Genomic DNA, 11,134 nt, shown 5'->3' with positions numbered 1-11,134 from the left:
ACCCCTCTCTTTTATTAAAATATCGTTTTCAATCGATGCCTTAGTAAGTTTTCTGCTTCAATCATTATCTTTTCACCGATTTCCCCAACATGCCTGTTTCTCCATGCTTCTAATTCTGTTCCCTTCACCCACTGATTAAAAGCACCCAGAGACGGACCGCAATGCACCTGATAATCCACCCTTCTTTTTTCGTCCCCTTCCAATGCAAACAAACTGGCTTTTCGCAAATACCACTTAAAAATTAATAACATCTTAAATTTTGGATTACAGTCCGCTTTTTCAACTAGATTTGGATATGTTCTTTTAATGTCTTCATAGATTTCATCAAAAGTTTTTTTAAAATACTTACTTTCTAACTGGATCTTTGTTTTATCATCTATCTCATCAAGAGACTGAAATTGCTGATACAATTGCTGCAATTTATTTGCTCTGACAGGGAACAACATTCCCCTTTTCATTACCTGGACCTTTGCGCCGAACTCAAACATAGCTTCGGAAGGTGCATAAGCAGTATCCTGTATTTCCATTTCACTCAATAATTCTTTGACAGATTCACTTGTGCCGGACTCAGCTGTACATTGATTGATAGACCCTGTCATAACAAAATCAGCTCCCATTAAAAAAGCAGAGGCTGCTGCTTCGGGAGTTCCGATACCTCCGGCAGCTCCAATTCTAATTCTCTTTTTATAGTTATTCGTTTTCATCATATCGTCACGCATCCTCATAAAAAACGGAAGCATAACTGATAACGCTCCTTGATCAGTATGACTGCCGGAATCCGCTTCAATGATCATATCGTCAGCTACAGGAATTCGGCTTAGCCATTTTACTTGTTGTGAAGTTAAAATGCCCTGTTCGGCCATTTTCTCGACTATGTTTGCAGGAGCTGGACTCAGAAACGCCGCTGCAACTTCCGGTCGGGACACTTTTGCAATGATTCGATTATAAGGCATGACATGACCGTCTTTGTCTTCCTTCAACTGTTGCGCTTTGTAATAAATTAATGCCTCATTAACGGAAAGGTACGAAGACGCTTCTATCACCCTTACATCATGTTTTACATATAAATCAATCAGCTGTTTTTCTTTATCTAGATTATCTGGTTCCGATTGAATATTCATTCCATAAAACTGACTTTTTTCGAGTCCATTCTTAATCGAAATAATCGCTTGCTCAATATCCTCAATTTCTAAGCCTGCAGTTCCGAAAAAACCCATCATTCCTTTTTCACCAAGATGGATGATCATTTCAGCTGAAGAAATTCCTCTATGCATGCCCCCTGCCAAATATGCATATTTCAAATTATAATCATTTTTGAAAGATTGATCTCCCAGTTGAGATTTTGGAGAATTTTCCCCAGTAGATTCTTTCCCTGGGTTGGTTTCTGCCGTCAGCTCTATTCCAGAATTTATATCATCATCTTCAGGAATAGAGTCAATGACCTCAGGTGCGTTGATGATAAGCGGCAGCTCATTTTTTTGAATGGTTTGTGTCAACTTCGTCAGGATGTTGCCCGGTCCGACCTCTTCAAAAGCAGTTACCCCCTGTCCCATTAGGTATCTGATACTTTCAGTCCATTTTACTGAATGTGTTATTTGTTCAATCAAGTTATGTTTAATGTCTTCTTGCTTATAAGGTCTAGCTAAATAGTTTGATATGACCGGAATGTTTAATTTCGAAAATTGAAAGGGTTCGATAAATTTGGCAAAATGCTTTTTCGCATCCTCCATAAAACGAGAATGAAAAGCTCCCCCGACTTTCAGAACAACATATGCCGTTGCCCCCGCTTGTTCAAAATATACGGCTGCCCGCTTTATGTCCTCGACTTCCCCTGCTATCACAATTTGAGACGACGTATTGTAATTAGCAATATCTATTTGATCAAAATCAAACTGTTTAAGCACCTCTCTTATTTTATTTTCATTGAGTCCAATGACAGCCGCCATTCCGCCTTGTGAAGACGCACTCATTAATTCTCCTCTTTTTGCAACTAATTTGAGCCCTGTTTCAAAGTCAAAGACACCCGCTGCAAATAAAGCTGTATATTCGCCGAGACTGTGTCCTGCTGTAAAATCCGGGGATGCTTTCCCCTCTTTTTTGAGCTTTAAATATTGAAGTGCGCTCACTGTATAAATCGCAGGTTGTGTATATTTTGTATCAGTTAATTTGTTGTCTATGTCTGATAGGCATAAATCCTTTATGGAATACCCTAAAATAGCATCTGCTCTATGAACCAGATCACTGAACTCATTAAATATGTCTCCACCCATTCCTTTAAATTGTGCACCCTGCCCAGGAAAAACGTAAGCCAGCATTTGTTTTTCTCCCCCTGTCCCATATTTCTGCCTTTGTTCTTCAATACGTTTGGTTATCTGTTCCATGCGGTTGATCTCATTTCCAAACGGACTCAACACTGTATGAAACGACGATTTTGAATAATCTGCAGCACTCTCTTCGGCAATCCCCGCAAGACTGCCGGAGGGACTTGTATCGATATAGAATGCTGGGTTTCTTTTTTCATTAAAATCAACTGCATCCAGAAATCGAATGGGCTCTCTTATTGCATCCCAATGGTAGTTTTCAGGAATATATTTCAGTTCTTTACCGTACACCGAAGAGATGAAAGTGATATTTGGTTTCTTAAAAACTTTATGTTTCATATATTCTTTAAACTTTTGTGCAGCACCATCGATTAATTCGGAATGAAAACCAAAACAAACAGGCAATTTTTGACTTGCAATTCCTTTTTTCTGCATTAGAGAGGATGCCTGATCTAATGCTTTTATTTCACCGGAAATAACGAAATGATTACGGCCATTCACCGAAACTAAATTGGTATTCTGTCGTAAAAAAGGCTCAGTATCATATAACAAAGGCTTACCCAGCACAGCCATCATTCCGCCTTGCTGACTGTAGTTTTCTAAAATTTCGGCCTGCTTTAAAACACACTCCATCGTTTCTTCCGGCGACAGTATTTCTGCTACTGCTCCTGCTGCAAATTCACCTAAACTCATTCCGATAACTCCGTCAGGCTCGATACCTTTTTGTATCAGTGTTTGTGCAGCAGCGTACCCCGTCATATAAATTGCCGGGTGAGAATATAGTATATTGCTGAAATTAGAATTTTTTCGTTTTTCATCATATATATACTCGATGATTGAATATCCTTTCAGCTCGATAGCAATGGCATCAAGTCGGTGCATTGTTTCTCGAAAAACTGTGTCCTTGTTAAAAAGCTTTTTGCCCATTCCCCAGTATTGAGAACCTTGCCCTGAAAACATCAAAATGTTGGACTTTTGCATGTTATTTTATCTCCCCAAATTTCTTCTCTTGATTTAAACACAACATCTTTGAAAACAGCAAAAAACCTTTTATTTAATAAAAGGTTTAAGTTCATATTTGATTTGAATTAGCGGGCTAACTTCAAATGGTGCAAGTCATCGCATTCTATAGGGTTCTCACTCATATAAAATTAAGAATATTCAGTTAATTTATTCTGCAAATATGTTCCTATTGCATCATAATAAGACATAATGAATCCTACCAACGTGCCGAAACAACGATTGGTTTTATGTGAATTTATCTCTAAATAAATTTTAGAGTATTAATTTCACATTGTCAATATCAAATACATTTATATCCTGGTTAAACTGTCTTTTTACGGACGGCTTAGCTCATTTAATATCAACTCATATGCTTAATATACTTTACTCCATATTACCTAGTAAACAGTTTTTCTTTTTCTTTGTTGTAATCCTCAGCATAAGTATTAAATTCATCCATTTGTTTATGCACTTTTTCATAAACTGAATTTATTTTTTCAATTTGCTCTGCAAGCTGAACGAATGTCGCATTATCTGCTTGTATAAATCTTTGTCACACGAAAAAGCCTTATTCTATTTATGGCACATTGTGTCGATACAGCATATCTCTTTCCTCGAAAGCGATTACACGATTTGCTTTTTCTCTCACTTTCTTATCCTTAATATCTTCAGTTGATTTTTTTGCTCATTCAAATTCTATTTTACAATCAGTAATACTGTCTTTTTCTGCTTCCAAATGTTTCTTGCGCTGGTTTGCATTATTTAATGCCTGATTGGGTATTGAGACAATTTTTGAGTAATAATCTATATTAAAATTAAGCAAACTGTCGCAAAACTTGCGCTCTATATTTTCCATTTTTCATTTTTCATTACCAGTTTTTGTTCTTTTTGAATCGGCTTTTCCACTTATACAGTTTTTCCATTGAATCATGAAGTAATTCAACCGGCTGCTTTCCTCCACAACCTGCAAGCAGTATACTTGCTGCCCCAATTGCTCCCATGCCCAAAAACATGGTTTCAGAAAATTTCCCATATAGAAATTCCACAATTTTGACATTTTCGACTATAGATGCCTAATCGCCATTTGACAATAGCCAAGCTGAAATTACTTTCTTAGGGTCACCTGATGTGTCTGTCAGTAAATTGTCGAAGATAACCGACCAAAAACTTGAGAAAACAAGGCATATGACCATACAACTTTTTTGTTTTTACATAGGTTATAGTAGACGCTATGCCTACTAATAAAGGCTCTGGCGTAATTTAAAGAGGAGGTTTTGTAATATGTATGGATATGGTTACGGCGGAGGCTGCTGCGGTTATGGTGGTTACGGATATGGCGGAGCAGGATATGGCCGCACATTTGCGTTAATCGTTGTTTTATTCATTCTGTTAATCATTGTCGGAGCTGCTTATTTAGGCGGAGGCTGTTGCTAATTACACAGCATGAACTTGACCAGCCGAGATGGCTGGTCATTTGTTTCATTGCACCTTTGTGAAGAAATCCGATATAATTTACATATTAAGCTTTAGGAGTGAAGTTTCTTGATTACTATGGAAAACATCGTACGTGACGGCCATCCAGCCCTAAGAGAGACAGCCGAACCTGTCGAGCTGCCTCCGGGTGATACAGAAAAACAGCAGCTGGCCGACATGATCGAATTTGTTAAGAACAGCCAAAATCCCGAATTAGCCGAAAAATACAAGCTGCGTCCAGGCGTAGGTCTCGCAGCTCCTCAAATTAATATTAAAAAACGCATGATCGCAGTTCATGCGGAAGATGCTTCCGGAACGTTATACAGCTATGCTTTATTTAATCCAAGGATCGTCAGCCATTCTGTCGAAAAAAGCTACTTAACTAGCGGCGAGGGCTGCCTGTCTGTTGATGAAGCGATTCCAGGCTATGTTCCCCGCCATGCTCGCATCAGAGTAAAAGGAACAACCCTTGAAGGCGAAAACATTGATATTCGTTTAAAAGGATTTCCGGCTATTGTGTTTCAGCATGAGATCGATCATTTGAACGGCGTGATGTTCTATGATTATATTGATAAAGAAAATCCTTTCAAAGAACCTGAAAATGCAATCGCGATTGAACGCTAAAAATAAAAACGGCTGGCACAGTGCCAGCCGTTTCTTTATTTTAAAAGGCCCAATTCTTTGACAGCGTACGCAATTCCATCCTCGTCTACCGGCTTTGTTACAAAATCCGCGATTTCTTTCAATTCAGGTACAGCATTTCCCATAGCTACGCCTGTCCCGACATACTCAATCATTTGCAGATCGTTTAATCCGTCGCCGAAAGCATATGTATCGCTGATAGCAAAAGGAAGACGCTCGATGACTTTTTTAATCCCTTCCGCCTTCGAACCTCCATGCGGAAGAACATCAGTCGAAAGCTCATGCCAGCGCACTAGATCAAATTCAGGAAAAGCGACATAAACCTGTTCTTCTTCATCCTGGCAAAATAAAAGAAGCTGAAAAATTTCTTTTCCTTCATAGAAAAGCTCATCGGTTTCTGGATAATCGGTTTTAAGACTTCCGATTCCCTCCATTACATGAGGATGATCCGCAACAGTCGCTTTCATCGTGTCCTCAGCCATAAACACGACAGGATGTTTGTCCTTTCCCGCCCGCTTTAATAATCGGCTGATTGCCTCTTCAGGCAGTGGATTTTTATAAATCACTTGATTTTCAAAGACAACATACTGCCCATTATAGGAAATAAACGAGTGTATGCCCAGCTCCTCTAAAATCGGCTTAACTAAAAACGGAGACCGCCCGCTGGCAATAAACACATGATGCCCTTGGCGCTGCAGCTCCGCCACCGTTTCCCTCGTACTTTCCGGTATATTTTTGTCATGATCATATATCGTACCGTCAATATCAAAAAAAATTAATTTTGAATCCATTATAACTTCCCCTTTATCGTCTTGATCTGCAATTCCCACCCTCATCATACAAAAAGATTGCCATTCAGCAAACTATTTCGTTCAAAACTCATATTAAATTCCATTAATAACCACGAGAAGTCTTCCATAATCTCCGTATACTATTTGTATAAAAGAACTCTGGACAAGTTATGATGAAAGGAGGAACTAACAAATGCTGCGCAAATTAAGAAAGAAACTCAGAAGACAATGGAACGGAATGCTCCGCAAGAAAGCAATTGCCTGACAAGGGATCTTTCGCTTTTCGAGGGGGCCTTATTTTTCTCAAGGCTTTCCTTATATTCCGTTTTCGAATATAATAGAATAAGCGAGTCTAACATACGGCATTTAAGGAGAGATTTGGATGATTTATAAGGTATTTTATCAAGAAAAGGCTGACGAAGTACCTGTTCGGGAAAAGACAGATTCACTTTATATTGAAGGCGTATCTGAGCGTGACGTCAGAACAAAGCTGAAAGAGAAGAAATTTAATATTGAGTTTATTACACCTGTGAATGGTGCATTTTTAGAATATGAACAACAAAGCGAAAATTTTAAAGTATTGGAGTTATGAGCGGTATGAAATTTGTAAAAAATGATCAGACTGCTGTTTTCGCCCTCGGAGGATTGGGCGAAATCGGTAAAAATACGTACGCAGTACAATTTCAGGATGAGATTGTGCTAATTGATGCGGGGATCAAGTTTCCCGAGGACGAACTGCTCGGCATTGACTACGTTATCCCTGATTACACGTATTTAGTCAAAAATGAAGATAAAATTAAAGGGCTTTTTATCACCCACGGCCATGAAGACCATATCGGCGGTATTCCGTACCTGCTCAGACAAGTGAATATTCCTGTTTACGGCGGTAAACTCGCGATCGGCTTACTTCGGAATAAACTTGAAGAGCATGGATTATTACGACAGACGAAACTGAACATTATCGGTGAGGATGATATCGTAAAATTCCGTAAAACGGCTGTGTCATTCTTCAGAACAACACATAGTATTCCGGATTCCTACGGTATAGTTGTAAAAACGCCGCCCGGAAACATTGTACATACTGGAGATTTTAAATTCGATTTTACTCCAGTCGGTGAGCCGGCAAACTTAACGAAAATGGCCGAAATCGGCAAAGAAGGCGTTCTGTGTCTCCTATCAGACAGCACAAACAGTGAAAACCCGGAGTTCACCATGTCTGAGCGCCGTGTCGGAGAAAGCATTCATGACATTTTCCGCAAGGTGGACGGCCGAGTTATTTTCGCTACATTTGCGTCGAATATTCACCGCTTGCAGCAGGTGATTGAGGCTGCTGTATTAAATGGGAGAAAAGTTGCCGTATTTGGACGCAGTATGGAATCAGCTATCGAAATCGGACAAACGCTCGGTTATATTAGCTGTCCTAAAAATACATTTATTGAGCATAACGAAATCAATCGTTTACCTGCCAATAAAGTAACGATATTATGTACCGGAAGCCAAGGGGAACCGATGGCAGCTTTATCAAGAATTGCAAACGGCACACACCGCCAGATTTCGATTATTCCTGGGGATACAGTCGTATTTTCTTCATCCCCTATCCCAGGAAACACAATCAGCGTGAGCCGTACAATCAATCAGCTGTACCGTGCTGGGGCTGAGGTTATTCACGGGCCTCTTAATGATATCCATACATCCGGTCACGGCGGGCAGGAAGAACAGAAGCTGATGCTTCGTTTAATCAAGCCTAAATTCTTCATGCCGATTCACGGTGAGTACAGAATGCAAAAAATGCATGTCAAGCTTGCAACTGATTGCGGCATCCCTGAAGAAAATTGCTTTATCATGGATAATGGTGAGGTTTTGGCGCTTAAGGGCGATGAAGCTTCAGTTGCCGGTAAAATCCCGTCCGGTTCAGTATACATTGACGGAAGCGGTATCGGTGATATTGGCAATATCGTACTTCGTGACCGCAGAATTCTTTCTGAGGAAGGGCTTGTCATTGTGGTTGTCAGCATTGACATGGAGGACTTTAAGGTTTCAGCGGGACCTGATTTGATTTCCAGAGGGTTTGTTTACATGAGAGAATCTGGCGACTTGATCAATGACGCTCAAGAGCTCATTTCAAACCACTTACAAAAAGTGATGGAACGAAAAACGACTCAATGGTCTGAAATCAAAAACGAGATTACAGATACGCTTGCGCCGTTCTTATACGAAAAAACGAAACGCCGTCCGATGATCCTTCCGATCATTATGGAGGTTTAAAAAAAGATGCACTCCAAAGTGAGTGCATCTTTTTTATTGCAGTGTTATGTGCTGAAATGACTTTACATCAAATAATCCTGTTGTCGTCATTTTAATGTCAGGAATGACAGGCAAAGCTAAAAACGACAGCGTCAAAAATGGATTAAACTCGCCTGTGAAACCGACTGACGACAATTGATCATGCAGCGTCAGCAAGCTTTGATTCACCTGCTCCGCAGATTGGTCTGATAGTAACCCCGCAATCGGCAGCGGTACTGAATGAAGCTCTTCTCCATTTTTTATAATCGTTAATCCTCCGCCAATTTCCTGCAACTTATTAACTGCAGCCGCAATATCGGCATCATTTGTCCCAACGGCAATAATATTATGGGAATCGTGCGAAATGCTTGTGGCAATCGCTCCGCTCTTGAATCCAAATCCTTTCACAACACCAAGACCGGTTTCTTTTAACCCTTTATGCCGCTCAACAACTGCAATCTTTAACAAATCGAGCTCAGTGTCAGGCTCAAAAACATGGGCATCAGGAGACGGCACACGCACCAACCGTGTTTCAAGCTGATTAGGAATGATTTGAATCACATGGATTTGCCGCTTTGAATCGATTGGCATATTTAAATTCTGTTTGTTAAGCGGAGCAGCAAGCTTAACAGAATCAAGCAGTGCCGGTTCTGGTGCGGGAGCTGAAGCGCTATCGTGATAGACTGCTTCGCCTCCTTCAGCAACAGTCTGCCCATGTACCATTGTCTTTGTGACAGTGACGTTTCCCAGATCAGAAACAAAAAGCAAATCAGCATCAAAACCCGGAGCAATCGCTCCCTTTGTATCTAATCCGTAGCATTCAGCTGCATTGAGGCTCCCTAATTGATAGGCTAAAAACGGGTCAAGTCCGGCTTGAATCGCCATTTTCACCTGATGATTCACACTTCCCTCTGACAATAAATCATCCACATGCTTATCATCCGTACAGAAGAAGAAACGGCGTGCATTCTTTTCATTCACCGCCGGGAGCACATTGAGAGTGTTTTTTGCGACTGATCCCTCGCGCATCATGACATACATTCCTCTTCTAATACGATCAAGCGCTTCTTCCTTCGTCGTTACTTCATGATCATTTAAGACAAATGCTGTTCTATAAATGTTAATGAGGTCTGTCGTTAAACCCGCTAAATGACCGTCAACCCGCTTTCCTGCAATACGGGCATCGAGCAGTTTCTGAACCATATCTTCTTCAGCCTGCTGAACTGATACAAAGTCCATGACTTCAGCTAGCCCTAAGACTTCTTTCTCTTCGTAAAAAGGCTTTAAATCGGCAGCTTTAAGAACTGCGCCTGATCGCTCAAAGCTTGCGGCAGGCACACTGGAGGGAAGCATAAAATGAATATTCAGCGGTGTTTGCCGAGCCTGTTCAATCATAAATGCAATCCCTTTTTCACCAGACACATTCGCGATCTCATGCGGATCGGTAACAACTGTCGTCACACCATGCGGCAATACCGCTTTAGCGAACTCAATCGGTGTAACCATTGATGACTCAATATGTACATGTCCATCAATAAAACCCGGAACAATCATTTGTCCCTCTGCATCAATGTTATTTTCGCCTTCATACTCGCCGAGGCCTACAATGACTCCGTCCGTAATCGCAATATCTTCATAAATCCACTCTTGATTAAATACGTCCATGATTTTTCCGTTCTTAATGACGATATCAGCTTTTTGTCTTCGGGCTGAAGCATTCAGCCTATTCACCAGCACTTCTTTATTCAAATAGGCCCCTCCTCTTTTTTATTATATGGTACAACATGCTATCGGAACGCCTGTGCTTAGTCAATAAAATTTTAAGAAATTGCCGCTCACTTCATTAAAGTTGTTATATTCTGATAATATGAAAAACCGCCCTTTGAGGACGGTTTGTCTTACTGCTATTTTGTATAAAGAACTCTTTTTTCAAAACGGGAAATGTCTGTAACAGAACCAATAACGATGAGGATATCTTCTCGATGGATGACTTCGGTCGCAAGCGGCGACACGATGACTTCCTTGCCTCTTTTAATGGCTACAATGTTAATCCCGTATTTCGCACGGATATCTAAATCAAGAAGCGTATTTCCGGCCAGGCGGCTGTTGGCTACGATTTCAACTAGACTATGCTCGTCAGACAGTTCCAAATAATCAAGTACGTTGTTGGACACGATGTTATGCGCAATTCGTTTTGCCATATCGCGTTCCGGGTGGACGATGTGGTCCGCACCAATTTTAGAAAGCACTTTTTCGTGATAATCGTTCTGTGCCTTCACTGTAATGGTATGAACGCCCAGTTCTTTCAGAATGAGAGTCGTTAAAATACTCGCCTGGATATTTTCACCGATTGCTACAATAACGTGGTCAAAATTTCGCAGACCTAAATTTTTCAGGACAGATTCATCTGTTGAATCACCGATAACGGCGTGAGATGCGATCTTGGCATACTCGTTGACTTTATCTTCATCGATATCCATCGCCATAACCTCGACGCCTTCTTCGCTTAATGCTTTGCAAATACTGCCACCAAAACGGCCCAGTCCAATTACCGCAAATTCTTTTTTCATAGTGGTGCTCCTTTACCTAACATCATATTGAACAAATTTTATCATATTCTTT

Annotated in this window: 10 protein-coding genes and 1 pseudogene; 4 read left to right on the top strand and 7 right to left on the bottom strand. The window is 40.5% G+C overall.

Annotated elements, in window-relative coordinates; translation table 11 throughout:
• Window positions 1–14 precede the first annotated feature (14 nt).
• The 4 genes and pseudogenes from fabD to JMN17_RS21810 all read right to left on the bottom strand — a co-directional run bounded on the left by fabD (window position 15) and on the right by JMN17_RS21810 (window position 4,179).
• Complete coding sequence (gene fabD / locus JMN17_RS17555; RefSeq protein WP_437177784.1) at window positions 15–2,315, bottom strand: ACP S-malonyltransferase; 2,301 nt, start codon at window positions 2,313–2,315, stop codon at window positions 15–17.
• Window positions 2,316–2,450: 135 nt separating this feature from the next.
• Window positions 2,451–3,281: pseudogene (locus JMN17_RS22180) on the bottom strand (acyltransferase domain-containing protein); the annotation flags it as partial.
• A gap of 436 nt (window positions 3,282–3,717) precedes the next feature.
• Entirely contained in the window at window positions 3,718–3,816 is a 99-nt protein-coding gene (locus JMN17_RS21815) for a hypothetical protein (protein ID WP_250621903.1), read from the bottom strand.
• Between the two features lie 192 nt (window positions 3,817–4,008).
• The gene (locus tag JMN17_RS21810; RefSeq protein WP_242519920.1) at window positions 4,009–4,179 is read right to left on the bottom strand and encodes a YkyA family protein; all 171 of its coding nucleotides are present in this window, start codon (window positions 4,177–4,179) and stop codon (window positions 4,009–4,011) included.
• Window positions 4,180–4,604: 425 nt separating this feature from the next.
• Here JMN17_RS21810 and JMN17_RS17545 point away from each other — a divergent pair, with 425 nt between their 5' ends.
• Together JMN17_RS17545 and def are read left to right on the top strand one after the other, a co-directional pair.
• The gene (locus JMN17_RS17545) at window positions 4,605–4,757 is read left to right on the top strand and encodes a YjcZ family sporulation protein (protein WP_087992204.1); all 153 of its coding nucleotides are present in this window, start codon (window positions 4,605–4,607) and stop codon (window positions 4,755–4,757) included.
• A gap of 108 nt (window positions 4,758–4,865) precedes the next feature.
• Window positions 4,866–5,420 (top strand): peptide deformylase, encoded by a 555-nt coding sequence (gene def / locus JMN17_RS17540; protein WP_202328627.1) that lies wholly within the window; start codon window positions 4,866–4,868, stop codon window positions 5,418–5,420.
• 35 nt (window positions 5,421–5,455) lie between these two features.
• On the opposite strand, the gene JMN17_RS17535 is transcribed toward def, so the two are convergent.
• Window positions 5,456–6,229, bottom strand: coding sequence for a Cof-type HAD-IIB family hydrolase (locus tag JMN17_RS17535; RefSeq protein ID WP_087992206.1), 774 nt, complete (start codon window positions 6,227–6,229; stop codon window positions 5,456–5,458).
• A 382-nt stretch (window positions 6,230–6,611) separates the two neighbouring features.
• Here JMN17_RS17535 and rnpZA point away from each other — a divergent pair, with 382 nt between their 5' ends.
• Together rnpZA and rnjA are read left to right on the top strand one after the other, a co-directional pair.
• Window positions 6,612–6,821, top strand: a complete 210-nt coding sequence (gene rnpZA, locus JMN17_RS17530; protein ID WP_003238840.1) for an RNA polymerase subunit omega 1 — start codon at window positions 6,612–6,614, stop codon at window positions 6,819–6,821.
• Between the two features lie 5 nt (window positions 6,822–6,826).
• Window positions 6,827–8,494, top strand: coding sequence for a ribonuclease J1 (gene rnjA, locus JMN17_RS17525; protein WP_148963702.1), 1,668 nt, complete (start codon window positions 6,827–6,829; stop codon window positions 8,492–8,494).
• A 33-nt stretch (window positions 8,495–8,527) separates the two neighbouring features.
• On the opposite strand, the gene ade is transcribed toward rnjA, so the two are convergent.
• Together ade and ktrC are read right to left on the bottom strand one after the other, a co-directional pair.
• Window positions 8,528–10,261 carry an adenine deaminase gene (gene ade / locus JMN17_RS17520; protein WP_202328626.1) on the bottom strand — a complete coding sequence of 578 codons (1,734 nt, stop codon included), beginning with the start codon at window positions 10,259–10,261 and terminating at the stop codon, window positions 8,528–8,530.
• A 155-nt stretch (window positions 10,262–10,416) separates the two neighbouring features.
• Complete coding sequence (gene ktrC / locus JMN17_RS17515) at window positions 10,417–11,082, bottom strand: Ktr system potassium transporter KtrC (protein ID WP_202328625.1); 666 nt, start codon at window positions 11,080–11,082, stop codon at window positions 10,417–10,419.
• Between the last annotated feature and the right edge of the window lie 52 nt (window positions 11,083–11,134).

Origin of the sequence: Bacillus sp. RHFS10 (assembly GCF_016757475.1) — a bacterium.
Classification (GTDB): Bacteria; Bacillota; Bacilli; order Bacillales; family Bacillaceae; genus Bacillus; species Bacillus subtilis_G.
The sequence above is the reverse complement of the archived record's forward strand: the minus strand, read 5'-3'. Positions and strand labels throughout refer to the sequence as shown.

Excerpts from the sequence above, each read along its gene's own strand:
- fabD (WP_437177784.1), bottom strand. The coding sequence starts at position 2,315 with ATGCTGGCTTACGTTTTTCCTGGGCAGGGTGCACAATTTAAAGGAATG.
- JMN17_RS21810 (WP_242519920.1), bottom strand. The coding sequence starts at position 4,179 with ATGGAAAATATAGAGCGCAAGTTTTGCGACAGTTTGCTTAATTTTAAT.
- JMN17_RS17545 (WP_087992204.1), top strand. The coding sequence starts at position 4,605 with ATGTATGGATATGGTTACGGCGGAGGCTGCTGCGGTTATGGTGGTTAC.
- JMN17_RS17535 (WP_087992206.1), bottom strand. The coding sequence starts at position 6,229 with ATGGATTCAAAATTAATTTTTTTTGATATTGACGGTACGATATATGAT.
- rnpZA (WP_003238840.1), top strand. The coding sequence starts at position 6,612 with ATGATTTATAAGGTATTTTATCAAGAAAAGGCTGACGAAGTACCTGTT.
- rnjA (WP_148963702.1), top strand. The coding sequence starts at position 6,827 with ATGAAATTTGTAAAAAATGATCAGACTGCTGTTTTCGCCCTCGGAGGA.
- ktrC (WP_202328625.1), bottom strand. The coding sequence starts at position 11,082 with ATGAAAAAAGAATTTGCGGTAATTGGACTGGGCCGTTTTGGTGGCAGT.